The 26,094-nt window shown below is 51.8% G+C and carries 21 protein-coding genes; 14 read left to right on the forward strand and 7 right to left on the reverse strand.

Translation table 11 applies throughout. The features are described from left to right. Positions 1-71: 71 nt before the first annotated feature. The 4 genes from clpX to ACT3T6_RS13990 all read left to right on the forward strand — a co-directional run bounded on the left by clpX (position 72) and on the right by ACT3T6_RS13990 (position 6,380). Positions 72-1,352, forward strand: a complete 1,281-nt coding sequence (gene clpX, locus ACT3T6_RS13975; RefSeq protein ID WP_172118799.1) for an ATP-dependent Clp protease ATP-binding subunit ClpX — start codon at positions 72-74, stop codon at positions 1,350-1,352. A 183-nt stretch (positions 1,353-1,535) separates the two neighbouring features. After that, complete coding sequence (gene lon, locus ACT3T6_RS13980) at positions 1,536-3,950, forward strand: endopeptidase La (protein WP_287077892.1); 2,415 nt, start codon at positions 1,536-1,538, stop codon at positions 3,948-3,950. A 192-nt stretch (positions 3,951-4,142) separates the two neighbouring features. After that, positions 4,143-4,415, forward strand: coding sequence for an HU family DNA-binding protein (locus ACT3T6_RS13985; RefSeq protein ID WP_087111465.1), 273 nt, complete (start codon positions 4,143-4,145; stop codon positions 4,413-4,415). 147 nt (positions 4,416-4,562) lie between these two features. Beyond that, positions 4,563-6,380 (forward strand): SurA N-terminal domain-containing protein, encoded by a 1,818-nt coding sequence (locus ACT3T6_RS13990; RefSeq protein WP_193054610.1) that lies wholly within the window; start codon positions 4,563-4,565, stop codon positions 6,378-6,380. 67 nt (positions 6,381-6,447) lie between these two features. Here ACT3T6_RS13990 and ACT3T6_RS13995 read toward each other — a convergent pair whose 3' ends face one another. Continuing rightward, entirely contained in the window at positions 6,448-7,218 is a 771-nt protein-coding gene (locus ACT3T6_RS13995) for a UDP-2,3-diacylglucosamine diphosphatase (RefSeq protein ID WP_193054609.1), read from the reverse strand. A 15-nt stretch (positions 7,219-7,233) separates the two neighbouring features. Further along, positions 7,234-7,734, reverse strand: coding sequence for a peptidylprolyl isomerase (locus ACT3T6_RS14000; protein ID WP_087111461.1), 501 nt, complete (start codon positions 7,732-7,734; stop codon positions 7,234-7,236). Positions 7,735-7,889: 155 nt separating this feature from the next. Here ACT3T6_RS14000 and ACT3T6_RS14005 point away from each other — a divergent pair, with 155 nt between their 5' ends. The 10 genes from ACT3T6_RS14005 to ACT3T6_RS14050 all read left to right on the forward strand — a co-directional run bounded on the left by ACT3T6_RS14005 (position 7,890) and on the right by ACT3T6_RS14050 (position 20,473). Then, a complete protein-coding gene (locus ACT3T6_RS14005; protein ID WP_193054608.1) occupies positions 7,890-9,569 on the forward strand; it encodes a glutamine--tRNA ligase/YqeY domain fusion protein in 1,680 nt (559 codons plus the stop codon). 10 nt (positions 9,570-9,579) lie between these two features. Further along, positions 9,580-10,974, forward strand: coding sequence for a cysteine--tRNA ligase (gene cysS / locus ACT3T6_RS14010; RefSeq protein ID WP_193054607.1), 1,395 nt, complete (start codon positions 9,580-9,582; stop codon positions 10,972-10,974). 112 nt (positions 10,975-11,086) lie between these two features. Then, the gene (gene osmF, locus ACT3T6_RS14015; protein ID WP_193054606.1) at positions 11,087-11,998 is read left to right on the forward strand and encodes a glycine betaine ABC transporter substrate-binding protein OsmF; all 912 of its coding nucleotides are present in this window, start codon (positions 11,087-11,089) and stop codon (positions 11,996-11,998) included. A gap of 3 nt (positions 11,999-12,001) precedes the next feature. Further along, the gene (locus ACT3T6_RS14020; RefSeq protein WP_172118791.1) at positions 12,002-13,198 is read left to right on the forward strand and encodes an ABC transporter permease; all 1,197 of its coding nucleotides are present in this window, start codon (positions 12,002-12,004) and stop codon (positions 13,196-13,198) included. Next, positions 13,195-14,160 carry an ABC transporter ATP-binding protein gene (locus ACT3T6_RS14025; RefSeq protein ID WP_172118790.1) on the forward strand — a complete coding sequence of 322 codons (966 nt, stop codon included), beginning with the start codon at positions 13,195-13,197 and terminating at the stop codon, positions 14,158-14,160. The genes ACT3T6_RS14020 and ACT3T6_RS14025 overlap by 4 nt, the downstream gene beginning before the upstream one ends. A 13-nt stretch (positions 14,161-14,173) precedes the next feature. Continuing rightward, entirely contained in the window at positions 14,174-14,932 is a 759-nt protein-coding gene (locus ACT3T6_RS14030; protein WP_193054613.1) for an ABC transporter permease, read from the forward strand. Between the two features lie 207 nt (positions 14,933-15,139). Beyond that, positions 15,140-16,342: a thiamine pyrophosphate-dependent dehydrogenase E1 component subunit alpha gene (locus ACT3T6_RS14035; RefSeq protein ID WP_193054612.1), complete on the forward strand. Its 1,203-nt coding sequence runs from the start codon at positions 15,140-15,142 to the stop codon at positions 16,340-16,342. A gap of 1 nt (position 16,343) precedes the next feature. Then, on the forward strand, positions 16,344-17,321 hold the full coding sequence (locus ACT3T6_RS14040) for an alpha-ketoacid dehydrogenase subunit beta (protein WP_087111445.1): 978 nt from the start codon (positions 16,344-16,346) through the stop codon (positions 17,319-17,321). 18 nt (positions 17,322-17,339) lie between these two features. Continuing rightward, positions 17,340-18,605 (forward strand): 2-oxo acid dehydrogenase subunit E2, encoded by a 1,266-nt coding sequence (locus ACT3T6_RS14045; protein WP_193054605.1) that lies wholly within the window; start codon positions 17,340-17,342, stop codon positions 18,603-18,605. 20 nt (positions 18,606-18,625) lie between these two features. Then, positions 18,626-20,473 (forward strand): protein kinase domain-containing protein, encoded by a 1,848-nt coding sequence (locus ACT3T6_RS14050; RefSeq protein ID WP_193054604.1) that lies wholly within the window; start codon positions 18,626-18,628, stop codon positions 20,471-20,473. A 49-nt stretch (positions 20,474-20,522) separates the two neighbouring features. Here ACT3T6_RS14050 and ACT3T6_RS14055 read toward each other — a convergent pair whose 3' ends face one another. From ACT3T6_RS14055 to ACT3T6_RS14075, 5 genes are all read right to left on the reverse strand, one after another. Beyond that, entirely contained in the window at positions 20,523-21,134 is a 612-nt protein-coding gene (locus ACT3T6_RS14055) for an ABC-type transport auxiliary lipoprotein family protein (RefSeq protein ID WP_193054603.1), read from the reverse strand. Then, the gene (locus ACT3T6_RS14060; protein WP_193054602.1) at positions 21,131-22,072 is read right to left on the reverse strand and encodes an MlaD family protein; all 942 of its coding nucleotides are present in this window, start codon (positions 22,070-22,072) and stop codon (positions 21,131-21,133) included. The genes ACT3T6_RS14055 and ACT3T6_RS14060 overlap by 4 nt, the downstream gene beginning before the upstream one ends. A gap of 3 nt (positions 22,073-22,075) precedes the next feature. Beyond that, complete coding sequence (locus ACT3T6_RS14065) at positions 22,076-22,915, reverse strand: ABC transporter ATP-binding protein (protein ID WP_172118783.1); 840 nt, start codon at positions 22,913-22,915, stop codon at positions 22,076-22,078. Continuing rightward, complete coding sequence (locus tag ACT3T6_RS14070; protein WP_193054601.1) at positions 22,912-24,018, reverse strand: MlaE family ABC transporter permease; 1,107 nt, start codon at positions 24,016-24,018, stop codon at positions 22,912-22,914. The genes ACT3T6_RS14065 and ACT3T6_RS14070 overlap by 4 nt, the downstream gene beginning before the upstream one ends. 166 nt (positions 24,019-24,184) lie before the next feature. After that, positions 24,185-25,885, reverse strand: coding sequence for a SulP family inorganic anion transporter (locus tag ACT3T6_RS14075; RefSeq protein ID WP_193054600.1), 1,701 nt, complete (start codon positions 25,883-25,885; stop codon positions 24,185-24,187). Positions 25,886-26,094: the final 209 nt, after the last annotated feature.

The raw sequence follows: 26,094 nt of genomic DNA on the forward strand, positions 1-26,094 counted from the left end.
CGTGATGAGGTTTTGCTTTTCTAACGAGCTTTTATGGCGGTGCAAGCCGCCGCAGTGACAGAGGTACGCTAATGGCCGACGGCAAAGGCAAGGATGAAGGTGGTAAATTACTTTACTGCTCGTTCTGTGGAAAAAACCAGAACGAAGTACGTAAACTGATTGCTGGCCCGTCCGTATATATCTGCGATGAGTGTGTCGACTTGTGTAATGACATCATTCGCGAGGAAGTTCTCGAAGCCGATGCCGAGAGCGATGAGGAGCGTTTACCTACGCCTCGCGAAATACGTCATACCCTGGACGATTACGTCATTGGACAAGACCGCGCCAAAATGGTGCTGTCCGTAGCGGTTTATAACCACTACAAGCGTCTGAGACCGGACGTACGTGAAGGCGATGTTGAATTAGGTAAATCCAATATTCTGCTCATCGGCCCCACTGGTAGTGGTAAAACATTGCTAGCGGAGACCATGGCACGTTTATTAAACGTACCTTTCACCATTGCGGATGCAACAACGCTGACCGAAGCGGGTTATGTGGGTGAAGATGTTGAAAACATCATCCAGAAGCTGCTTCAAAAGTGTGACTACGATGTAGAGAAGGCCGAGCGCGGCATTGTATATATCGATGAAATTGACAAAATTTCTCGTAAGTCCGACAACCCGTCTATCACGCGTGATGTATCGGGTGAAGGTGTACAGCAGGCGTTGCTCAAACTAATCGAAGGCACGACGGCTTCTGTACCGCCTCAGGGTGGCCGCAAGCATCCGCAGCAAGAGTTTGTTCAGGTAAATACCGGTAACATACTGTTTATTGTGGGCGGCGCTTTCGCGGGTCTGGACAAGGTTATACGTGACCGGGCTGAAAAGGGCGGAATCGGTTTTAACGCCAGCGTTAAGAGCAAAGAGTCAGCACGTGGTGTCGGTGAACTGCTTGCAGACGTTGAGCCGGAAGACCTGGTGAAGTTCGGTTTGATTCCAGAGTTTGTTGGACGTCTACCGGTCATTGCTACGTTAACGGAGCTTACCGAAGACGCGCTGATCCAGATTTTGACAGAGCCCAAAAACTCGCTCATCAAGCAGTATGGAAAGCTCTTCGAAATGGAAGGCGTGACGCTTGAGTTTAGAGACGAAGCGTTACGAGCGGTTGCTGCGAAGGCGATGGAGCGGAAGACAGGTGCACGCGGCCTGCGCTCTATCCTTGAGTCGGTATTGCTTGACACCATGTATGAAATTCCATCACTGGAAAATGTCAGCAAGGTGGTTATCGATGCATCGGTAATCGCAGGTGAAAGCGAGCCGCTCTTGATGTATTCAAAGCAGGAAGATGCTCGCGTTGATGGCACGGATGGCTAGTAATAGGCCAACGGCGTGACTTCAGCCGCTTGCGCTAAACCAAGGGGTCGCCTAGGCGGCCCCTTGTTGTTCATGGGTGTCACTGCGTAGTTTGCTCTACACTGCGTAGTACTTTTCATACAGTGATGTACTTGCCTTGGTGTTCCATCAAGTACTCTTCCGATTTGTTGAGGAACGTCTGCGATGCAGCAGAACGCCGAACAGACTCAATGTCTACCTTTATTGCCGTTGCGGGACGTCGTCGTGTATCCGCAAATGGTTATCCCTCTGTTTGTAGGGCGTGAAAAGTCGATTCAGGCGCTTGAAGCTGCGATGGAAGCTGATAAGCGCGTATTGCTAGTGGCTCAGCGAGAAGCAGCCCAGGATGAGCCGGACAATGCCGACCTCTATGCCATGGGCACAGTGGCGGACATTATGCAGCTGCTCAAGCTTCCCGATGGCACTGTAAAAGTGTTGATTGAAGGCAGCTTTCGCGCGGATGTACTGGACATCGAAGAGAACGAAGCGGGCTATACGCAAGCCCATCTTTCTCCTCGAGAGAGCGAGCCCTTAACCAGCCGCGAACAGGAAGCGCTGGTACGCGTGCTGCTTAATCAGTTCGAGCAGTACGTTAAACTGTCGAAAAAAGTGCCCAATGAGGTGCTTAACTCGCTTTCCGGGATTGAAGATCCAAGCCGGCTAGTGGACACCATCTGGGCTCATTTATCGCTAAAAATTGGCGATAAACAGGAGCTTTTAGAGATGGATAGGGTGCGCGATCGTATTGAGCACCTGATGGCCTTAATCGAATCTGAAATTGATCTGCTTCAAGTAGAAAAGCGCATCCGCTCACGTGTTAAAGAGCAGATGGAAAAGACCCAGCGCGAGTACTACTTAAACGAGCAGATGAAAGCCATTCAGAAAGAGATGGGCGAGCTCGACAACGTACCAAATGAAGCCGAAAAGTACGAGAAAGCGATCAAAGAGTCGGGCATGCCACAAGAGGCTGCCGATAAAGCGACTCAAGAGCTGAACAAGCTGAAAATGATGGCTGCTAACTCTGCAGAATCGACCGTCGTGCGCTCCTATCTGGATTGGCTGATAGCGGTCCCTTGGAAAAAGCGTACGCGCGTGAAGCATGATCTTGTGAAAGCGCAAGAAGTGCTTGATGAGGACCATTACGGCCTCGAAGAGGTAAAAGCACGTATCCTTGAGTACTTGGCTGTACAAAAGCGCGTACGCAAGATGAAAGGCCCTGTGCTGTGCCTGGTAGGCCCACCTGGGGTGGGTAAGACCTCGCTGGGTCAGTCCATCGCGCGGGCGACCAATCGTAAGTATGTACGCTTGGCATTGGGCGGAGTGCGGGATGAGTCGGAGATTCGTGGCCATCGACGCACTTATATTGGTTCATTGCCCGGTAAGCTAATGCAGCGCATGAGCCGTGCAGGTGTCAAGAATCCACTGTTCCTGCTGGATGAAGTGGATAAGCTCGGCATGGATCATCGTGGCGACCCAGCCTCAGCGCTTTTGGAAGTGTTGGATCCTGAGCAAAACAACAGCTTCAGCGATCACTATCTGGAACTGGATTACGACCTTTCAGAGACGCTGTTCATCTGTACGGCCAATTCGATGAATATTCCTGGCCCGCTTTTGGACCGTATGGAAATTATTCGTCTGCCAGGCTATACCGAAGATGAAAAGCTGGCGATCGCCAAGCGTTATCTGTTGCCGAAGCAGCTCGCTGCCAATGGACTGAAGACAGATGAGCTGGCACTTCAGGATGATGCGCTGCTGGAGCTTATTCGCTACTACTCGCGTGAAGCGGGGGTGCGTGAACTTGAACGCCAGATTGCTAAAGTCTGCCGTAAAGTGCTTCGCGAGCGCTTGGAGCGTAAAGACCTCGAAGAGACGCAAACCCTTTCTGCTGAGCAAATTGAAGCCTATGCCGGCGTACGACGTTACAGCTACGGGCTGGCTGAGCAGGACGACCAGATTGGCCGTGTAACAGGGCTTGCTTGGACATCAGTCGGTGGAGAGCTTCTCAGCATTGAGTCTGTGGTGACGCCAGGTAAAGGGCGAATTAACAAAACGGGCTCGCTCGGCGATGTAATGAAAGAGTCCGTTAGTGCCGCACAAACCGTTGTGAAGGCGCGTGCTCACGGGTTCGGTATTGACCCTGCGCGTTTTGAGAATGAAGACCTGCATATCCATGTGCCAGAAGGGGCTACGCCTAAAGATGGCCCCAGCGCTGGTGTCGCGATGGTAACGGCTATGGTGTCGGCTTATACGCAGCGTGCAGTGCGCTGTGATGTAGCGATGACCGGTGAAGTTAACCTTCGGGGCGAGGTGTTGCCGATAGGCGGCCTGAAGGAGAAATTGCTGGCAGCCCGTCGCGGTGGTATAAAGACCGTCTTGATTCCTGAAGAAAATCGTCGTGATCTCAAGGAAGTACCGGAAAATATCAAGGGTGCACTTGATATTCGTCCGGTACGCTGGATAGATGATGTATTGGCGGTGGCGCTAGTGAGCGATGAAAACGATGAGGGCACGTCTTTAAAAAGTGCTGAAAAGGGTGCTAAAACATCGTTTACTTCCTCCACCGTAGCCAATACACACTAATATTAAAGCCATTGGTCTTTAATGTTTACTTAAAGAATTTGCCCAAAGCCTTGTGCAGCGGGCATACCACGGTGTGTTTGCTTGACAGGTGTTTCAAGGCATTGCTATAAAACGCAGCTATGCTTTGAGGTTGTACCTTCTGGTGGCCATGCCGTACAGAGCCATTTTTTTGAAACAGTTAAGGGGTGAAGTGTGAATAAGTCCGAGCTGATTGAAGCCATTGCCGCGTCTGCCGATATTCCTAAAGCAGCGGCAACCCGCGCATTGGATGCCATGGTGGAGTCTGTCACCGATAGCCTCAAAAAAGGTGAAAGCGTTTCACTGGTAGGTTTTGGTACCTTCGCTATTAAAGAGCGTGCTGCACGTACTGGCCGTAACCCGCAGACGGGCCAGCCTATCGAAATTAAAGCGGCGAAAGTACCTGGCTTCAAAGCAGGCAAGGCGCTGAAAGACGCCGTTAATTAATTGTTCTGTGTTTATGTAATCTAATGGGCGCATCGCATCCGCGATGCGCCCATGTTATTTTTTGGCCTGGTATTTAAGGGGTTATCCGAAAACGATTTCGGGCAACGTGAAGGTTTATTTATATGGCTGTGTTTATCTGAGGCTAGCATGCTGCAAAGTATTCGAAATGGCTCCAGAAGCTGGGGCGCCAAAATTATTATCGGTCTCATGGTGGCTGCCATGGCGCTGTTTGGGGTGGAATCACTGTTTAGTGTGTTTGGCAGCGATCCCAATGAAGTCGCAAGTGTCAATGGCCAGCCCATCATGCGTCAGCAGGTTGAGCTGGAGGTGCAACGAGCGCTTCGGTCAGGCCAGGTCCCGCCGGAACAAGAGCGTGCGTTGCGCAATGATATGCTGGACCAGTTGATCACCCAGCAACTGCTTACTCAGTACGCTGATGACGGTGGGTTCTACGTCTCCGATGCACAGTTAGACCAAATTATTGTAGGCCTCCCCGAGTTTCATGATCAAAATGGTCATTTCTCGGCCGACATTTTCCGTAACCGGCTAGCGGGTGCAGGTTATTCACCTGTCTCGTTTCGTCAGGACTTGCGCGTCGACATTAAGCGTCAGCATTTGCAGCAAGGCTTGGCATTCAGCGATTTTAGCCTGCCCAGCGAACAGGCTCGTTTGGCCGAGTTACAAAATCAGCAGCGCAGTTTTCGTTATGTGCTGATGAACAACGACGACGTAGATGTTGATATCAATGTCACCGACGAGCAGGTACAGGCTTACTATGATGCCCATCAGGAGCGTTTCGAGCGGCCTGAGCAGGTACGCGTTGAGTATGTGCTGATTGATCGCCAAGCCATGGCCGCTGAAAGTGAAATTGATGAAGAGACGCTTCGCCAGGCGTGGCGTGAACAGAATCAAAATGCGGATCGACGCATTTCACATATCATGGTGACCTTTGGTGATGAACGTTCCCGTGAAGAAGCACGCAGCATTGCTGACACTGCTTATGATGACCTGGAAGATGGCGAATCCTTTGCTGATACGGTACTCCGCTACTCTGATGACACAGCAAGTGCCGAGGAAGGAGGCGATCTAGGTACGATTTCGCGCGGTATTTTCGGCAATGCATTTGATGAGGCTGCATTCTCTCTTGCTGAAGGCGAAACGTCGCAGGTCGTTGAAGTTGATGGTGCCTTCCACATTCTGCGAGTGACCGATGTTGATGCCCCCTCGTTTGAAGAGCAGCGCGACACTCTGCGTCAAAACGTGGCGTTAGGAGAAGTTAACGATACGTTTAACGCTAACGTCCAGCAACTGATTGACCAGAGCTTTGCTGCGGACGATTTGCAAAGCGTCGCTGATGATATTGGTTTAACGTTGACGCAAACCGATTGGCTCGCGCGTGGTGAAGGCGAAGGCGTTCTTTCGGAGCCGGGCGTGCTGGATGAAGCCTTCAGCGAAGAGGTGCTGACGGATGGCTATAACAGTGAAGTGATTGAGCTCGACGATGATCGACGCTTGGTCTTGCGTGTGGCCGAACACCGTGAAGCGACGCTGATAAGCCTGGATGACGTTCGCGATGAGGTAGAGCAGTCCGTTGCCGCCCAACAGCGTCAACAAGCCATGCTTGAGCAGGCTCAAGCAATGACAGCTTCGCTTAATGCGGGTGAGACGCTCGACGTCAATTGGCTTGAAGCCACTAACGTTAATCGTCAGCAGAATAGTTCTTTACCTCAAGGATTGGTGTCGGAAGTCTTCCGTATGCCGAATCCGGATGAAGGTGAAAGCCAGTACCGGGCTGTTACGCTGTCGCAAGATGTTGCGGTTATCGCGTTGGATGACGTATCGGCAGGCGAAGATAATGATCAAATAGCGGGTTTTGTCGCGCAAATGGCTGAGCAGTTAAGAGCCCAAGCGGTGATCCAGGGCTTGATTGACACCCTGTATCAGGATGCGGATATCAAGCGCTAACGTTGTCAGGTATGAATAAAAAAGCCGATCATCGATTGATCGGCTTTTTTGTGTTTGCTGAAGGCAGTTACGCCGCGGGCGGCGTGGCCAAGGAGAATTGACGCAGCCTGGGTTCAGGGCGGTCAGACTCCTCGATAATCACGTCCCAGCCGTGCTGGTCATCCCAGTCACCCAGTACAAAGCGTTTAGCAGGTACGTCTTCCACCGTAAGATCATGAACCTTAGGGCGGTGTGTATGGCCATGGATCATGGTGGCAACGCCATAACGCTCCATCAGTTGTACGACTTCAGCATGGGTCACGTCCATAATCGCTTCTGCCTTGTTTGCGTTGGCATCGCCTGATTGCATGCGTAGGCTTTTGGCAAGCTCCAGGCGCTGCTCAAGAGGCAGCGCTAGAATCTGTGCTTGCCATTCAGGATTGCGCGACTGCTGCCTGAACGCCATATAGGCTTCATCCTGGGTGCACAGGCTGTCGCCATGCAACAGTACAAGCGGCACGCCCTCCAACTCCACTTCCTGCACATCGGAGAGCAGTGTTGCCTGGCAGGCATTAACAAACCGTTCGCCCAGCAGAAAGTCACGGTTGCCATGAGACAGATAAATAGCCGTGCCGTCATCGCTCAGCTTGCGTAAGCGTTGGATGACTTCAAGCGCCACGGCGCTAAGGGGATGCTGAGTGTCGAGTAAGTCATCACCCATCCACGCATCAAAAAGATCACCCAAAATATAAAGGGCGCTTGCGCCCTGGGCAGTTTGTTCCAGATAGCGATAAAACCCCTGATTGATCTCAGGGGTGTCGCTGCTTAAGTGCATGTCAGCTACAAGCAGTGTGCGCATGATGCTCCCGAAGAGTTATTCTGCTTCTTTTACATAAGCACGCTCAATGATCACATCTTCCGCAGGCACATCCGCATGCATGCCACGGCGTGTTGTGCTCACACCCTTAATGGCGTTGACCACGTCCATACCATCAACTACTTCACCAAAAACAGCGTAACCCCAACCTTGAAGGCTTTTTCCGCTGTGATCCAAAAAGCCGTTGTCGCCAACATTAATAAAAAACTGGCCAGTCGCCGAATGGGGGTCTTGCGTTCGAGCCATGGCAAGCGTGCCGATAGTGTTCTTTAAGCCATTATCCGCTTCATTCTCGATCGAATCACGTGTCGGCTTCTGGTTGAAATCCTGATCAAAGCCACCGCCTTGCACCATAAACCCGTCAATGACGCGGTGAAACAGTGTGCCATCGTAAAATCCATCACGAACATACTGCTCGAAGTTAGCCGCTGTTACCGGCGCTTTTTCATGATTAAGCGCGATAGTGATGTCACCGTGGTTTGTCTGTAATACGATCATGAATAAATTCCTGTTCAATGAAGACGTTCGCCTTGGCGCTGTGCATCGGCGTCACGCTATAATAGCGGTTTTGCTTGGCACCGCGAAGCGCTAACCTAATAGCGTAGGCAGAGGTTGCCTGGCACGCCATCCACCACGAGGTTTTCAACACCACCATGACCAACGAGACCACCCCAGCGCCGAACTTCATTCGCAACCAAGTACGCGACGAGATCGAGGGCGGCCAGGTCACAAAAATCGTGACGCGTTTTCCCCCAGAGCCGAACGGTTTTCTGCACATCGGCCACGCAAAGTCGATCTGCTTAAATTTCGGATTGGCGGAGCAAATGGGTGGTGAGTGTCATCTGCGTTTTGACGACACCAACCCGGCGAAAGAAGAGCAGGCTTATATTGACGCCATCAAAGAAGACGTCAGTTGGTTAGGTTTTAGCTGGGCGGGCCCGGTTCGCTTTGCTTCTGACTACTTTGACCAGCTTTATGCCTGGGCACAGCATTTAATTCGCGAAGGCAAAGCCTACGTGGATGATCTCTCGCCCGATGAGATCCGTGAGTATCGCGGTACGCTAACCGCTCCTGGCAAGCCAAGCCCTTACCGCGAACGTAGCGTTGAGGAGAACCTGGATTTACTCGAGCGTATGCGTGTTGGCGAATTCGGTGAAAGTGAAAAAGTGCTACGTGCCAAAATCGATATGGCATCGCCTAACATCAACTTGCGCGATCCCATCTTGTATCGCATTCGTCATGCGAATCATCACCAAACCGGCGATAAATGGAAGATTTATCCTTCCTACGACTTCACTCATGGGCAGTCGGATGCGATCGAAGGCATCACTCACTCAATCTGTACGCTGGAATTTGAAGACCACCGTCCGCTATATGAGTGGTTCCTGAATAATCTCCCGGTTCCCGCCAAACCACGTCAGATTGAGTTTGCGCGCTTAAACCTGGATTATACGCTGACCTCTAAACGCAAATTGAAGCTGTTAGTGGACGAGCAGATCGTAGACGGCTGGGATGACCCACGGATGCCGACGATTTCCGGCATGCGCCGCCGTGGTTATACCGCCGCCTCTATTCGTAAATTCTGCGAAATGATCGGCGTGACGCGTGCCGATGGCGGGCTTGTCGATATCGCCATGCTGACCCACGCTATTCGCTCGGACCTTGAAGATAACGCGCCGCGTGCCATGTGCGTGCTGAAACCGCTCAAGGTCGTACTGACTAATGTGGCAGAAGACCACGAGGAAGTGTACGACGTGCCGGGGCACCCCGCGCGTGACGACATGCCGACGCGTAAGGTACCGTTTGGTCGCGAGCTGTACATCGACCAGGATGACTTCATGGAAGATGCACCCAAGAAGTTCTTCCGCTTGGCGCCAGGCAAGGAAGTTCGCTTGCGCAACAGCTACGTCATCCGGTGTGACGAGGTGATCAAGAACGACGCCGGTGAAGTGGTTGAGTTGCGCTGTTCGGTGGACTTCGACACGCTCGGCAAAAATCCGGAAGGGCGCAAGGTGAAAGGCGTGGTTCACTGGGTCAGCGCCACTCACGGTGTGCCCATGGAAGTGCGTCTGTATGACAATCTGTTCATGGTCGAGCAACCGGACCGTGACAAGGATGTCGATTTCCTTGAGCACCTGAACCCAGAATCATTGGTCATCTGCCAGGCAATCGGCGAGCCAAGTCTGGCCAAAGCCGTGCCGGAAGATCGTTTCCAGTTTGAACGCATGGGTTACTTCTGCGCTGACCGTCATCTCTCCAAGCCGGGGCAACTGGTGTTTAACCGTACCGTAGGGTTGAAAGATAGCTGGGCGAAAATCAAACAGAAAGGTTAAGGATCGTCATATGCAAATTTACAATACGCTGACGCGTCGCAAGGAGCCATTTACGCCGCTGGTCGCGGGTAAGGTAAGCATGTATGTCTGCGGCATGACGGTGTATGACTATTGTCACCTTGGCCACGCCCGCGTCATGGTCGCATTTGATGTCATTACTCGCTATTTGCGCCACCGTGGCTATGACGTTACCTACGTGCGTAACATCACCGATATCGACGATAAAATCCTTAAGCGTGCTGAGGAGAATGGTGAAAGCATTACGGCGCTAACCGAGCGCATGATTGATGCCATGCATGAAGACGAAGCGCGGCTGAACGTGCTGCCACCCAGCCAAGAGCCTCGTGCAACGGGGCATATTGGGGATATCGTCGGCATGATCGAAACGTTGATCGAAAAAGGTTTTGCCTATCCTGCCGGAAATGGCGATGTGTATTACCGGGTGCGCAAATTCGCCACGTACGGCAAGCTCAATAACCGTCAGCTAGACGATATGCGTTCAGGTGCGCGGGTTGATGTGGATGTTCATAAAGAAGATCCGCTTGATTTTGTGCTTTGGAAAGCGGCAAAACCGGGTGAGGCGCACTGGTCATCACCCTGGGGCGATGGCCGTCCTGGCTGGCATATCGAGTGCTCGGCCATGTCGACCTGCTGTTTGGGGGATACCTTTGATATTCACGGTGGCGGGCCCGATTTGACCTTCCCGCACCATGAAAACGAAATTGCTCAGTCAGAAGCCGCGACGGGGAAAACTTACGTTAACACCTGGATGCATGCGGGCGCTGTCCGTGTGGATCAGGAAAAAATGTCGAAGTCGCTAGGCAACTTCTTCACCATCCGAGACGTATTGGCCGAGCATGATCCGGAAGTGGTGCGTTACCTGTTGGTCGCCAGCCATTACCGGAGTGCGATTAACTACTCGGTTGATTCCCTCGTAGAGGCGCGTAAATCGTTAACGCGCCTTTATACCGCGCTGGATGGCGTCGACACTGCGGCCCAAATGGATGAAGCCGCTAGTCCTTATCGTGACCGCTTCACCCAGGTCATGGACGATGACTTCAATACCCCGGAGGCGCTCGCTGTACTATTTGAGTTGGCGCGAGAGGTTAATCGTGCCAAAAGCGATACACCTGAAAAGGCCGTGGGGCTGGCTGGTGAATTAAAACAGCTCGCTGGTGTGTTGGGGCTTCTCACGCAAACGCCTGCCGCGTTTTTAAAAGGCTCTCAGTCGCAAGGGGTAGCGCTTAGCGAAACGGCTATCCAGGAAAAAATTGCCCAGCGTCAGGCAGCGAAAGCGAGCAAGGATTTTGCTCAGGCAGATGCCGTTCGTGATGAGTTGGCGGCGCTAGGTATCGTGTTAAAAGACTCACGTGAAGGAACTACGTGGGTCATTGAATCTCCTTAGCAAGAGCCGGTGTGCCAGGCGTCGCTATAGCGGCGTCTGGCAGCCACTCAAATGCCACTTATACTAGTAATGCCTCCCCTCACTAAAAGACGTCTACTAAAGGATTGCCAAGATGCGCTTTACTATCAAATCTCTGCTATCTGTCGCTGCCCTGTCGTTGACAACATTAAGCCAAGCGAATGCCAATGAGCCCGTTGTCGTTGCCTCCAAAATCGACACGGAAGGGGCGGTGCTGGGTGAGTTAATCATTCAGACGCTAGAGCGCAACGGCATACCAACGCAAGACCGTCTTCAACTGGGTGCTACGAATGTGGTGCGTACCGCGCTAACTGCTGGAGAAATTGATCTATATCCTGAATACACCGGAAACGGTGCTTTCTTTTTCGATATGGCGGATAGCGATGTATGGAAAGATGCTGACCAGGCACATCAAACCGTACGTGAATTGGATGCGCAAAATGGGTTGGTATGGCTAACGCCTGCGAGCGCGAATAATACCTGGGCCATGAGTATTCGTCAGGATGTTGCAGATGAGCATAATTTGAAAACACTGGATGATCTTACTGCTTATATTGCCGATGGCGGCGATTTCAAATTTGCGGCTAGTGCAGAGTTCGTTGAATCCGCTCAGGCGTTACCCGCTTTTCAAGAGGCGTACGGATTTGAGTTAACGGATGAACAACTGCTGGTGCTTTCAGGCGGTAATACAGCGGCTACAATGCGTGCCGCGGCTCAACAAACTAGTGGCGTTAACGCAGCGATGACCTATGGAACGGATGGCGGCTTAAGTGCCCTGGGCCTGGTGGTATTGGAAGATTCGAAAGGCGTTCAACCTGTCTATCAGCCCGCACCGGTCGTACGAGAAAGTATTCTTGAAGCCTATCCGGATATCGAGCCGCTGCTTCATGATGTATTTACAACCCTGGACGAGGTAACGCTGCAAGCGCTTAACGCGGATGTAGCCGTTAACGGTTTATCGGCAAGTCAGGTCGCTAACGACTATCTCGACCGTTTGGATAACTAATAAATGTCGCTTTTGGATGCGCTGCCCACGCCTCGTTTGGGGCGTGGTGGTTACCCTAATGCTGTTTTAATCAGTTTAAGTGTGGTGATGCTGGCAGCGGTTTGGGGGGTGGATACCGTCAGCGTTGCACCTAACCGAATTGTGCAAGGAGAGAGTGTTAACGTTCAGGGCGCCTTCGGTTGGCCCGGTGCTGTGCTTGTCTCATTACTGGTCATTGCGTTGGGAAGCCTGGCGTATCAGCCCAGCCGTACCCACTATTGGGCGGCCTTGGGCGTAGTGGTATTACTACTGACACTGATGCCGTTTGGATTAATGGTCGCCAGCCACTTTTTAATAGACCCAGAGCTTCCTCAAGCGCGATTAGGCATCGGGGGCGGTTATTGGGTTGTCTTGTTTATCTCATTGTTAGGTATCGTTGAACTACGCCTGCGGCTTGGTTTAAAACGTTTATGGCCGGTTCTCATATTGTCAGGCGTTGGACTGATTTGGTGGCTTTGCGCGTGGCTCTGGTTAAGCGACTTGGCTCTGGTTCAGGAATTTAAAGCGCGGGATCATCAATTTATACAGGCGATCAGGCAGCATATTTTCCTGGTGAGCACCGCTGTGAGTATGAGTGTGGTAATGGGCACGCTGCTTGCCCTGTTGATGCGTCGCTTTGCCAGGCTGCAAAAGGTTGCTTTTGCGCTGCTTAATTTCCTCCAAACCATCCCTAGCCTGGCACTCTTTGGCCTTTTGCTGGCGCCGCTGGCGTGGCTTGCCGCCAATGTGCCTTTCCTGGCTAAGGTTGGGGTGAGTGGAATTGGTAATACGCCCGCGCTGATTGCGCTGGTGGCTTATAGCCTGCTGCCCATGGTGCGTAATACCTACACTGCCTTGGAAGAGGTCAGTCCGGATACTCTGGAAGCCGCAAGCGCCATGGGCATGCACCGTATTCAGCGGTTTTGGCAGGTTCGCCTGCCCTTGGCTCTGCCTGTGCTGTTGGAGGGTGTGCGTATTACGACGGTTCAAGCCATTGGGCTCACGGCAGTAGCGGCTTTGATTGGCGCAGGGGGCTTAGGTACCTTCATCTTTCAAGGGCTAGGCCAGGCCGCCATGGACATGGTGCTGTTGGGTGCACTGCCCATTTTGATATTAGCTTTGTTAGTGGATGCGGGCCTGGGTGCCTTGGCAGAAGCACTGCGCCCAGGAGGCGTCCAATGATCAAACTTTCACACGTCTCAAAGCGTTTCGGTGCTGAAACGGCAGTTGATGCCATTAATCTAAAAGTGGAAAAAGGCCAGTTTTGTGCGCTGGTAGGTACCTCTGGCTGTGGCAAATCGACCACGTTGCGCATGATCAATCGCTTAATCGAAAAAAGTGATGGTGAGATTACTCTGGATGGCCAGGCCATTGAAGCGTATGACCCGGTCAAGCTGCGCCGCCGGATCGGATATGTGATTCAAAGCACGGGCCTATTCCCTCACTGGACGGTTGCTCGCAATATTGGGCTGGTACCACGCCTACTGAAATGGCCTGCGAAAGATATTCAGGCGCGGGTTGAGGAGCTAATGGGCTTGCTTGGCTTGCCGGTTGCTGAGTTCGCACATAAATATCCGCATCAGCTTTCTGGTGGGCAGGCTCAGCGCGTAGGTGTTGCTCGCGCCCTGGCGGCTGATCCGGATATTTTATTAATGGATGAGCCTTTTGGCGCGCTGGATCCTATCACGCGCGTCAAGTTGCAGGATGAGCTGGCAGGCCTTCAGGCGCGGTTACATAAAACCGTTGTGTTTGTCACACATGATATGGATGAAGCGCTTAAGTTGGCTAATCATCTTGTCGTTATGCGCGATGGCCATATCGTGCAGCAGGGGACACCGCTTTCACTATTACAGCACCCCAAGGACCCTTTTGTTGAATCGCTTTTGGGTGGGCTTGAGCGTGGTTTAAAGCAAGCGGCCTTAACGCGAGTCAAGGACCACATGTCTTCGATGGGTCCAACATTACCCTCGCAATTTCGTATACCCGCTGACTTTTCGTTGCGCCAAGCGCTTTCCATGATGCTGCGCGACCATACGGATCGTCTTGCTGTAGTCGATCAGCAGGATGTTCCAATTGGCGAGCTTTCTCTGCGCAAGATAGTAAAAGAGGCCCAGTTGGAAAAAGGAAGCATGCGTGAAGCCTGATGTGAAGCGTGTGATGCGTTCGACCCAAGTCACCGCAAAGACGGTCTGGTTGTGGCCATTCTTATGGGGCACGCTGTTGGCTGTCTGTATCGTGGGAATACCGCACGCCCAAGGTATCTTTCAATGGATAGAGCCGGATGTTCGGCAGGTTATCTATCAACGTACACCTTTTTATGTGTTGCTTGAGCGCCATGTGCTGGTCGTTGGAGTTGCCGCGATTGTCACTATTAGCCTGGGGGTTGGCGCAGGTATTGCGGTAACGCGTCGAAAAGGGCAGGATTTTTTACCGTTAGTGTCGCAACTTGCATCACTTGGACAAACGTTTCCCCCCGTGGCGGTATTGGCATTAGCCGTGCCGGTACTGGGTTTTGGCACCTTGCCCATTATTGTAGCGTTGATGCTTTATGGCCTGCTGCCGATTGTACGCAATACCCTGGCAGGGCTTCAGGATGTTGATAAAGATATTAAAACCGCAGCCCGTGCGGTGGGGCTAACACCCCTCCAGGTGCTTTACCAGGTAGAGCTGCCCTTGGCTGCGCCCGTCATATTGGCGGGTATTCGTACCTCGGTGACTATCAATATTGCGACCGCTGCACTCGGTGCCACGGTGGGCGCCAGTAACCTGGGGGACCCGATCATTGCCGGCATTATTAATAACAATATGGCTTACGTCCTTCAGGGTGCCTTGGTGATTGCGCTTCTGGCGCTTACGGTTGATAGCATGTTTGATGCACTTCAAACCAGGCTGCGCTTACGACTCTCTTCTTCCTAACGCCTTGCTTCTAAACCGCCATCTCCTTGAACCGCTCCAGAATATCTTGTCGTCGTTGGTCTCTTCGTCTTAAGTGGTATGCCTAAAGTCCTTGTGCTGCGTTACTGTCGTAGTCGTTGCGTTGACTGAAACCAGATAAATCCACTGGCATAAACAGTCATCTCCGACAATACTGCCTTCAAAAGAGGCATAACAAGGACAATAATGATGATTCGCTACGTACACCAGCCGACGTTTCTGACGGGCGATGAGCTTTCCATCTCCACCTTCAGCTTGCTCGACCCTGAAGGCGAACTTTATAGCGGTGCCGAAGCGCCTGCGCTAGAGCGTGAACATGCACGCAGGCTCTACCAGGCCATGCTATCCACTCGTATTCTTGACGAACGTATGATGGCCGCACAGCGCCAGGGGCGGCTTAGCTTCTACATGCAGTGCGTAGGAGAAGAAGCGGCGGTGGTGGGCGCCACCGCCGCCCTGGACGATGCGGATATGATCATGGCGCAATACCGTGAGCAGGGTGCGCTGATGTATCGCGGTTTTTCTATTGATGAGTTTATGAACCAGCTATTCGGCAATGAGCTGGATTATGGCAAGGGCCGCCAAATGCCGGTTCACTACGGTTCGCGTAAACTTCACTACATGACGATTTCGTCACCCTTGGCTACCCAAATCCCCCAGGCAACCGGCTATGCCTACGGTCAAAAACTCGCAGGCGATGAGCAGTGTACGTTGACCTTTTTTGGCGAAGGCGCAGCGTCAGAGGGTGACTTTCATGCGGCGCTTAATATGGCCTCTGTCCATAAAGTGCCTGTCATCTTTTTCTGCCGTAATAATGGCTATGCCATTTCCACTCCTGCCGTTGAGCAGTTTGCCGCGGATGGCATTGCACCACGTGCGTTTGGTTATCACATGCACGTTATTCGTGTAGATGGCAACGATGTACTTGCCGTATACGAAGCCACTCGGCAAGCGCGCAAGCTGGCGGTTGAGCATAATCACCCGGTGCTGATTGAGGCGATGACGTATCGCCTTGCCGCCCACTCATCCTCTGATGATCCTTCTGGCTATCGCTTAAAAAGCGAAGAAGAGACATGGCGCCTCAAGGACCCCGTGCTGCGAATGCAAAAATGGATGTTGAAAAAAGGTTGGTGGAGCGAAGAGGAGGAAACCCAGCAGCAGGAATCACTGCGCCGTGATGTGCTTGAAACCATGAAGCGTGCTGAAAAGCGGCCTCCACCCTCATTGGATAGCCTGGTAAGTGATGTTTATGCCGATGTAACCCCAGCGCTTCAACGTCAATTCGACCAACTTAAAAGCCATATTCGTCGCTACCCTGAGGCGTACCCCCAAGGCGCTCGGTCGTTAGACTTGACCGTGCAGGCGCCCACTGACTCTAAAGGGGAGGCGTAACATGCCCACGATGAACATGTTGCAGGCCATTAACAATGCGCTGGATATTGCCATGGCGGAGGATGAAAAGGTCATTTGCTTTGGCGAGGACGTCGGCATTTTCGGTGGTGTGTTTCGCGCCACCAGCCATCTACAGGAAAAATACGGTAAAGCGCGGTGTTTTAATACGCCCCTGGTAGAGCAAGGCATTATTGGCTTTGCCAACGGTTTGGCAGCACAGGGTTCGGTGCCTGTCGCCGAAATCCAGTTTGCCGACTATATCTTTCCCGCGTTTGACCAGATTGTTAACGAAACGGCCAAGTATCGTTATCGTTCAGGCGACTTGTTTAACGTCGGCGGACTAACGATTCGTACCCCGTACGGTGGGGGGATATCCGGTGGGCTTTATCACTCTCAGTCTCCAGAAGCCTACTTTACCCATACGCCTGGGATAAAAGTGGTGGTGCCGCGTAATCCCTACCAGGCAAAAGGCCTGTTGCTGGCTTCCATCCGCGATCCAGATCCGGTGCTTTTTTTAGAACCCAAGCGTCTTTACCGCGCTTCAGTGGGCGAGGTGCCGGAAGAGGATTATCAGCTGCAGATAGGTGAAGCAGACATCATCAAAGAGGGCAGCGATATTACCCTGGTAGGATGGGGCGCTCAGATGGAGGTAATTGAGAAAGCAGTAGAGCTTGCTGAAGCGCAAGGCATTGCCTGCGAAGTGATTGACCTGCGCTCCCTGCTTCCCTGGGATGCCGATACCGTTGCTGAGTCTGTACTAAAAACAGGTCGGCTCGTCGTCAGCCATGAAGCACCGCTAACCGGAGGTTTTGCCGGCGAAATAGCGGCGACCATTCAAGAGCGTTGTTTTCTCTATCTCGAATCGCCGATAAAGCGGGTGACCGGGCTGGATACTCCTTTCCCTTTGGTGCTGGAAAAAGAGTATTTTCCCGATCATTTGAAGATTTTTGAAGCGATTCGTGAAAGCGTTAATTTCTAGCGCCCAAGGAGAAGAGCAATGAGCGATTTTAAATTGCCAGATATTGGCGAAGGCATCGTTGAGTGTGAAGTCGTGGAGTGGCGGGTTGCGGAAGGTGATCATATCGAGGAAGACCAGCCCATCGTTGAGGTAATGACCGACAAGGCGCTGGTGGAAATCACCGCCCCTGAAGCGGGTGTGGTAACACGGCTTTATGTGCCACAAGGGCAAATTGCCAAAGTGCATGCTCCACTCTACGCCTACCAGGGCTTGGATGAGAACGAAGGGGAAGGAGGCCGCTCTGTTTCGCATCATGCATCGTCAATAAGCAAGCTGCCGGATGACGCTGTTGAGTTACCCGTCGCTACGCCGCCCAGTAACCCAACTGCACAGGGAGCTTATGGCAAAGTGCCCGCGAGCCCGGCGGTAAGGCGACTAGTACGAGAGCATGGGTTAACAATTACCGAGGTGGCTGGCAGCGGCAAAGAGGGCCGAGTGCTTAAGGAAGACGTGCTGGCGCATATTCATCACAACGAGGTAGAGCCGACGTCATCTAAGCCAGCGCCTACTATCGGTGAGGCGCACAACCCAGAGCAGGACGCGCCACGTATAGAACCCTTACGTGGCGTGCGTGCCGTGATGGCAAAACGCATGGTTGCCTCTGCAACGACTATTCCGCATTTTCACTATGGCGAAGAGATTGATGTTACTGAGCTATTGGCGCTACGCGAGCGGCTGAAGCCTCAGGCAGATGCTCAAGGGCAGCGCCTTACGCTGATGCCCTTTTTTATGAAGGCGTTGGCACTCGCCTTGGCCGAGACGCCGATACTTAATGCGCAACTCAATGAAGCCGGTGATGAACTTCACTACTATCCTCAGTGCAATATTGGTATGGCGGTAGATAGCAAAACCGGATTATTAGTGCCAAATGTTAAAGGCGTTGAGCATTTGACGTTGCTTGAAATCGCTCGTGAAGTGGGCCGCTTGACCGTTGCTGCACGTGAAGGCCGCGTCGACCAGGCTGATCTAAAGGGAGGGACGATCAGTATTTCCAATATCGGTGCCTTGGGAGGTACCTATGCCACGCCCATTATTAATGCCCCCGAAGCGGCTATTGTTGCGATAGGAAGAACGCAGTGGCTGCCGCGTTTTGATGAGCAAGGCGCCGTTCAGCGCCGCGCCATTATGACAATTACCTGGGCAGGAGATCATCGGTTTATTGATGGCGGCACCATTGCGCGCTTTTGTAATACGTGGAAAGGCTTTTTGGAAGCGCCTGAAACAATGCTGCTTTATCTGGGATAAACGCACGCTTAGGACACAAGATGCCGCAGGCGCCGTTACAGCAATTTTATATACCTGAAGAGCAGTCGGTCTATCTGCTGAGCCATAATGATGCGCAAAAGCTTAAAGACTGGGTAGCGCTCTGCCAAGCCCAGCTTAGTCAGCTTGGGTATCAGGGTATTGAGCTGATTGGCAAAGGCGCCTACGGTTTTGTGTTTTCTGGCAGCGTGCCCAATGGCGATACGCTGGCGCACTATGTGTTCAAATTTTCTCGCATTACGCTGCCTACACACTTACAGGAACGTCTCGAAGAAGAGGCGTTTATGCTGGATCAAGTGTCGCATGCCCGCATTCCCAGGTTAATCACCTACCAGCGCGCAAGAGGCCAGTCGATTTTAGTCATGGAGCGCGCACCCGGTTGGAATCTGGAGCAGATATCCCTCAAAAGAGGACGTTTGTCACCACGCTTGATTATGCGTATAGCGCGTCAGCTTGTTGATATTTTAATCGCGCTTCGCCGCGACGCTGGGGCCCATGGCCGGCCAGTGGTACATGGTGATATCAAACCCTCCAACCTGGTCTTCGACCCTGACACGGAGTCTATTGCACTGATTGATTGGGGATCGTCTGTTTTTGCTCAATTGGATGCTCAACTACAGTTCGTTGGGGCGAATGTGATGGAGCTGATGTCCGATAACCTACAGCAAACCAATGCACGTTTGGGTGACGTCTATTTTATTGGTGAAGAGCAGCTAAACGGTGCGCTCTCTTCGCCACGTTTTGATGAACAGGGCGTGGCGGGCACGTTGTATGCGCTGGCATCAGCACAGTCGTGCCGGTTTGGTCATCGCGCTATTCCCGCAAGCTCCCTGGGGTTGCCTATGGAATTTGCCCGTACATTGGATGGTATGCTGGACCCCGACCCGCAGGTTCGCCTTACTGCAGGCAGTTACTTTATCGACACAATGCCGCGCATGGCAAACGTGGTAATGCTTGATTTTCCCCCCAGCCCCGAGGCGCCTCTTGTGCCCGTATGGGTTCGCCCTGTGCAGCAGGAAATTGATACCGTGGTGTATAGCTCTCGCAAGGCGTTTCTGCGAGAAGCCAGCGTTGAGGAAACGCTTAACGAGGTTAACGATGTACAGCTGGACCGTTACTATAAACAGTTTATGCAGGGGATGGGGGAGACAGAAAAAGCGTTTTTAGCCTCGGTAAGTCGGCTGGGTAAATATCCGGTAGTAGGAGGGCTGGCCGTACGTTGGGAGCGCGAAGGGGTATATATTGATTCTTCCCTTAACTTGCATGACCCAGACGTGAAGCCCGCCTTTATTGAAGCTGTTAATAATACGGTTCACTTGGCGCGCGCCATTCATCGCCAAGGCGTTTTCAAAAGCTGCTTATTTAATGCGCGCCAAACGCTGCATATAGAGCGGGAAACGGAGCGTGAGCCGTTTTACTGCCAGCCTGATATGGCGATTAACTACGAAATGAGCGCGGTGCCAGAGCTGGAGGATCGGAGCCGCCAGCATAGTTATTTTGAAGATGGGCCCGATCCGGAAGAGCTGTTGATATTGCCCTCCGAGATTATGACGATCCTGCAGCAACTTAACGATATTCATCATACCGGAATGATTATTTTCGAGGCGCTCCCTCAGCATCTTAAAATACACAGTTATTACCGACTGCTTGACCCCGCAAGGGAGCGCGAGTTTCAAACATTGCTTACCCATATTTTAGGCGCGGTTAACCAGATCCAGGGGTTGGGCGTTTCTGGTTTTATGAAGATGCCCTATAAAGACACCCGCTTTTTTACCCATCTGGAGCGGCAGCCCGAGCGCTACTACCCACAAAACCCACGAGAACACGTTAAAAACATAAAAGCCTGCTGATCTCTTACGGATAGACATCAGCAGGCTTAAAGTGGCGTCAAACAGTGGTCTAAAAAGAAGACCTGTTGGCTTGCAGCCATGTGATCAGCTGTTCAACCAGAGTGTCGCTTGCGCGGCCAAAGGCGTCGACCACTGAAGATATATCAACATCGGTTGCCTGACTGGTCGTGGTAAACGTGCGGTAAGCAATAGGCATTCGGTCATGGGTGTTTACAAGCTGGACATCGAGCTGAATAACGGCATTAGGGCGCCCATTTTCATACTCACTTTGAAAACTACGCAGTGAGCTGAGTAGCTGCAGCTGAGAGGGCAGTTGATCGGTTCCGACATTGCCAAAGAGCTGACTTTGCTGCAAACCTTCTATTAACCGTGATTGAACGAGAGCGGGGGTATCTTCATACCAGCGAGCGCCTTCATACACATTAACGATATTTTTTTCCGGATAGACCACTATGCGATTACCGCTCAGCAGGTATCCGGCTTCTGGCGTAGCAATGCCCAATGTTTCAGTCGCTGCATTGGAGGGCATGTTTATGTCAGGCACGTTAGTGGAGGGGAGGCGATAAAGCGTCGCCGGGTCGTTTTTAGGGACGATGGAGCACCCAGCGCTCAACAAGAGTACGGATACAGTGAGTACGGCAAAAACAGGGCGTAAGTTCATGGGCTAAACTCCTTTATCTGGTCCCGGCCCAACAAGAATTCAATTGGGTTTTCATCCAGCTCACGGGCGATACGATCCAATGAGTTAAGCGTTGAACGCAAGGAAGAAAGCGCAGGACCAATATCGCGGGTGCCTTGCAAGGTACTATCAACTGCGTCAGCATTTTGCTCTATCAGTTGCTCCATCCGCTGCGCTGCGCGGGCGATATCCTGGCTGGCATTGGCAGCATTTTGCATAACGTTTTGTCCATCTTGTTCGAGAAGCTGGGTAACTTGCTCACTCAGTACGTTAATACTGGCCATCGTGGTGGTCGCTTGGCGTGATGCAGTGCCTAATAGGGCTAAGTTCTCTTCAAACGCTTCACGCTGTGACGCTATCATTTCGGTAATTTGGTCTATATTCGTCAGTACGTTACTTGCATTCTGACGATTACTATCATCGAAGAGGTTATTCACATTGGCCAAAATTGAATTAATGTTACCAACCACTTCTTTACCCTCTTCTAAAAAAGTGGAGAGCGGGGAGGGGTCTGCATGAATAACGGGTATTTCATCACCCGCATGATCAATTAACGCAGGACTATCCGGTGTGCCACCGTAGAGCTGTATCGACATGCTGCCAGTAATACTCGCAAACGCTAGCTGCGCGTGGGTATCTTCTTTGACGGGGGTATCTTTTTCGACACGAATTTTGGCAATAACCTGACGAGGATCTGCAGGGTTGAGATTCAGCGTTGTTACATCGCCTACTCTGATGCCGTTATATTGCACTGCACTTCCTACTGTCAGCCCGCTAACGCTGCGTTCAAACAAGACACGGTACGTTTGATAGTCGCGCTGACCCGCAGCATGGCTGATCCAGAGCGTAAATAGCAGAGCCGCTGCCGCCGTTATTACTGTAAATAAACCAATTAGAACGTGATGAGCGCGTGTTTCCATGTGCTACTCACTCCTTAGCTGACGATCATTTGAGTGGGCGGTCTTGTTGGCGGCTCTGCCACGAGGCCCGTTAAAGTAGTTCTGAACCCATTCATCATCCGTCCGGGCAACATTTTGAATGGTATCCGTTACTAAAACACGTTTCTGAGAAAGTACGGCCACTCTATCGCAAGCGGCATAAAGTGTATCCAAGTCGTGTGTTACCAGGAAAACGCTAAAGCCGAGCGCATTACGCAACGTGACCAGCAATTGGTCAAACGCAGCGGCGCCAATAGGGTCCAAGCCTGCAGTAGGTTCATCAAGAAACAGAATGTCAGGGTCTAACGCTAGTGCGCGAGCCAAGGCGGCACGCTTAATCATGCCCCCAGAGAGCGACTCTGGATACTGCAATGCAGCTTCGGGCTCAAGCCCCACCAGCGAGAGTTTTACCCGCGCCAGATATTCCGCATCTTCTCGTGGTAATTTGGCATGCTCAATAATGGGCAGCGCCACATTCTCTTGTAAGCTAAGCGAGCTAAACAGGGCGCCTTGTTGAAAAAGCACGCCAAAGCGTCGCTCAACCTGGCTGCGCTCCTTACTGCTTAGCTGGTTAAGATCATTACCCAATACATTAATTTTGCCTGCATTGGGGCGTTTTAGCCCCACGATACTGCGCAAAAGAACAGATTTCCCCGTGCCTGATCCGCCCACGATTCCGAGAATCTCGCCGTCGAGTAGATCAAGGTCCAGCGATTCATGAACGACGTGGTTACCAAAGCGGTTTTCCAGACCGCGAACTTCAATCACCGGTCGTCCAGACGAGTGGCTGGGCGATTGGTTTGAGGAGTCAGTAGATTCGCTCACCAGCCCATCTCCATAAAGAACAGAGCGGCAAGTGCATCAATCAAAATAACCATGAAAATGCATTGCACGACACTGGATGTGGTATGAGAACCTACTGATTGTGCACTACCACTAACCTTGAAGCCTTCCAGACAGCCAATGACGGCAATAACAAAGGCGAATATGGGGGCCTTGCTCATCCCTACCAGGAAATTATTCAACGCAACATCTTTTTGCAGTATGTAAAGAAATTGCCCCGTTGATATATCCAAAGAGAGCACAGCGACAAGCGCGCCTCCCATTAAGCCACACATCATTCCTATAAAGGTAAGTAGAGGCAGACTAACGAGAAGCGCTATGATCCGGGGCAGCACTAATAACTCAATAGGGTCTAGCCCCTGCGTCTGTAGTGCGTCAATTTCTTCATTGGATTTCATCGACCCCAACTGAGCCGTAAATGCACTGGCAGTTCGGCCTGCCAATAAAATTGCTGCCAACAAAACGCCAAATTCACGTAGAAATGAAAATGCCACCAGGTCAATGGTGTAAACAGTCGCGCCAAATTGTTCGAGAACAGTGGCGCCCAGAAACGCAACGACCGCACCCACCATGAAGGTTAACAAAGCAACAATGGGAACGGCATTAAGGCCGCTTTGCTGTATTTGGGCGACGGTGGCCGTTATTCGCCAACGCTTTGGTTTAAAAGCGACCTGTACCAGTGTCGCGATGACGAGCCCGATGAAGGCCAGCAACTGGCGTTGCTGCGACCATAACCCCGCCATGTGCTCCCCAATACTTGCCAGCGCATCAGTGAGACGGTTGGAACTATGCTGCACGGCTTCGATCGGGGCGTCCATCGCTTCAGCGATACGCTTTAAAAGCGCTTGTTGTTCCAGAGGGAGCTCGCCTGCCCAATCGCTTATTGCGCGAGACTTTTCAATGCCGATCATGCCAACAATGACAGCGGCTCCTGCGGTATCCAGTCGCTCAATACCGGTAAGGGATATATCGTTTGGTTGGGAATAGTTTTGAGCCGCATTTTTTAGCTGCTTGTAATTAGAAAGCGTCCATTCGCCCTGTAATACTAATTTTTCGTCCCGCTTTATAATCCACTCACTTGGCATTTTTGCTCCTAAACGCCGTTGGCTCGCTAAAATATTCACATTACTTTAATCGAACCATCTAGAGAAGCCCTCTCAAAACAACGTATTACTTACTCCTTCGTAATTATACTGTAGCTGATTAATCGCCGTTTAGAGTAGCCAGTTATACGCATGTTATCCATCTTATCTACGAAAACTCTCGCCAAGCTGCATAAGTGCTCAAAAAAACCCGACCTGTTAGAGCGTCCAGAAAGGCGCTCTTTTTAAGCTTGTCCATGACAGGACCTTTCACTTCCGATAAATGAAGTTTGACGTTGGAATCTTTGAGTCGCGCATTGATGGCATCAAGGCTTTCCAGCGCAGAGGCATCAATTAGGTTAACCGCTGAACAAATCAGTACCACATGCTCAAGTTCAGGATGACTGGCCACCAGATTATAAACAGTATCTTCCAGGTAGCGAGCATTGGCAAAGTAGAGGCTTTCATCGATACGTAGCAGTGCCACATGGCTAATGGTTTCTACATTATGGCGGTGGGTATTACGAAAATGTTCGGTATCCGGTACCCGGCCAACCAGTGCACTGTGTGGGCGACTGGTACGGTAAAGAAATAGCGCTATCGATAATGCAACACCGCTCATAATACCGGCTTCAACTCCCTCGACCAGCGTCAATAAAATGGTCACGGCCATTGCGGCAAAATCGCTGCGCGAATAACACCAGGTTTGACGCAGCATGGAAATATCTACCAGCGTTAAAATAGCCACCGTAATGGTGGCGGCCAGGGTGGCAATCGGCAGGTAATAAAGCCAGTCGGTAAATGATAAGGTGATAAGTGCAATGCCCAGAGCCGCAAACGCCCCGGCCGCTGGGGTTTGGGCTCCGGCGTCATAGTTGATCACCGTCCTTGAAAGCCCCCCCGTTACCGGCATTCCGCTGGTAACACCCGCTGCCAGATTGGCGGCTCCCAAGCCGATCAGTTCCTGGTTTGGTGAGATGCGCTGGCGCCGTTTTGCCGCCAGCATTTGGCCCATGGACACGGACTCGACAAAACCTACCAGGCTAATCAGCAGCGCCGGAATTAACAATGCTCGCCATAAGGAGGCGTCCTCCCACGGAAAGCTAAGCGCTGGCAAGCCGCTTGGAATAGCGCCTACTACCTCAACGCCTGCCTCTGTGAGTTGCCAATGCCAGGTAATAAACGTAGTTGTAACGACGGCAAAAACAGGCCCCGCCTTGGTGATTAAGTCAGCAAGCGCGGCAGGAAGGCCCAGTGCGCTAAGCGTTTGCTTCCCATAGCGACGCATGGCAATAAGAAATACCAACGTGCCTGCGCCAATCGCAAATGTGTAGGGGTTAAATTGAGGCAGGTTGGGGAGGAGCGTCATCACACGCTCAGTTAGCGTGAAGCCGCTACTGGAGACGCCTAAGAGACTCCCTAACTGGCTTGCTGCAATGAGTATTCCAGAAGCGGTTAAAAAGCCAGAAATGACCGGATGACTTAAAAAATTACTTAAAAAGCCCATCCGTAGCGCGCCCATCGCGACTAATATAGCGCCAGAAAGTAATGAAAGTACCAAGGCTGCCTGTAAGTAGGCATCAGTGCCTGGCTGCGCTACGGAAGCGAGCGCTGCGCCAGTCATCAGCGCGATAATGGCAACGGGGCCTACGGCGAGCGTACGGCTTGTCCCCATTAGGGTGTATAGAAGCTGCGGCAGGATACTGGCATATAATCCGACAACGGCTGGCAGTCCCGCTAGTAATGCATAAGCAAGCGATTGCGGAATGACCATGATGGTCACAATGATCCCAGCAAGCACATCAGCACCCAGCAGGCGTCTATGATAGTGCGGCAGCCAAGTGAGAATAGGTAAATAACGCTTAAACATGGGCTCCGGGCCATCAGGCATCAATGGTTTTTAAGAACCGTTGGTTCTTTTATTAATCCTTATATTAACGCGTTATGCCAGTAATTACGGCTCGGCTTCTTAAATAAGCCACCTCTCTTCCCCCAAAGTGTTACTTATTTCATCAGCATAACCCGTTAAGCTCGTTAAGAAAATTGGGCGCCTCTTGGCGTTTTGCTTACCGCTGTCCA

This window comes from Halomonas sp. 72 (genome assembly GCF_052379785.1).
GTDB lineage: Bacteria > Pseudomonadota > Gammaproteobacteria > Pseudomonadales > Halomonadaceae > Vreelandella > Vreelandella citrativorans.

Coding starts and splice junctions, on each gene's coding strand:
- clpX (WP_172118799.1), top strand. CDS start 72: ATGGCCGACGGCAAAGGCAAGGATGAAGGTGGTAAATTACTTTACTGC.
- lon (WP_287077892.1), top strand. CDS start 1,536: ATGCAGCAGAACGCCGAACAGACTCAATGTCTACCTTTATTGCCGTTG.
- ACT3T6_RS13990 (WP_193054610.1), top strand. CDS start 4,563: ATGCTGCAAAGTATTCGAAATGGCTCCAGAAGCTGGGGCGCCAAAATT.
- ACT3T6_RS13995 (WP_193054609.1), bottom strand. CDS start 7,218: ATGCGCACACTGCTTGTAGCTGACATGCACTTAAGCAGCGACACCCCT.
- ACT3T6_RS14000 (WP_087111461.1), bottom strand. CDS start 7,734: ATGATCGTATTACAGACAAACCACGGTGACATCACTATCGCGCTTAAT.
- ACT3T6_RS14005 (WP_193054608.1), top strand. CDS start 7,890: ATGACCAACGAGACCACCCCAGCGCCGAACTTCATTCGCAACCAAGTA.
- cysS (WP_193054607.1), top strand. CDS start 9,580: ATGCAAATTTACAATACGCTGACGCGTCGCAAGGAGCCATTTACGCCG.
- osmF (WP_193054606.1), top strand. CDS start 11,087: ATGCGCTTTACTATCAAATCTCTGCTATCTGTCGCTGCCCTGTCGTTG.
- ACT3T6_RS14020 (WP_172118791.1), top strand. CDS start 12,002: ATGTCGCTTTTGGATGCGCTGCCCACGCCTCGTTTGGGGCGTGGTGGT.
- ACT3T6_RS14025 (WP_172118790.1), top strand. CDS start 13,195: ATGATCAAACTTTCACACGTCTCAAAGCGTTTCGGTGCTGAAACGGCA.
- ACT3T6_RS14030 (WP_193054613.1), top strand. CDS start 14,174: ATGCGTTCGACCCAAGTCACCGCAAAGACGGTCTGGTTGTGGCCATTC.
- ACT3T6_RS14035 (WP_193054612.1), top strand. CDS start 15,140: ATGATTCGCTACGTACACCAGCCGACGTTTCTGACGGGCGATGAGCTT.
- ACT3T6_RS14040 (WP_087111445.1), top strand. CDS start 16,344: ATGCCCACGATGAACATGTTGCAGGCCATTAACAATGCGCTGGATATT.
- ACT3T6_RS14045 (WP_193054605.1), top strand. CDS start 17,340: ATGAGCGATTTTAAATTGCCAGATATTGGCGAAGGCATCGTTGAGTGT.
- ACT3T6_RS14050 (WP_193054604.1), top strand. CDS start 18,626: ATGCCGCAGGCGCCGTTACAGCAATTTTATATACCTGAAGAGCAGTCG.
- ACT3T6_RS14055 (WP_193054603.1), bottom strand. CDS start 21,134: ATGAACTTACGCCCTGTTTTTGCCGTACTCACTGTATCCGTACTCTTG.
- ACT3T6_RS14060 (WP_193054602.1), bottom strand. CDS start 22,072: ATGGAAACACGCGCTCATCACGTTCTAATTGGTTTATTTACAGTAATA.
- ACT3T6_RS14070 (WP_193054601.1), bottom strand. CDS start 24,018: ATGCCAAGTGAGTGGATTATAAAGCGGGACGAAAAATTAGTATTACAG.
- ACT3T6_RS14075 (WP_193054600.1), bottom strand. CDS start 25,885: ATGTTTAAGCGTTATTTACCTATTCTCACTTGGCTGCCGCACTATCAT.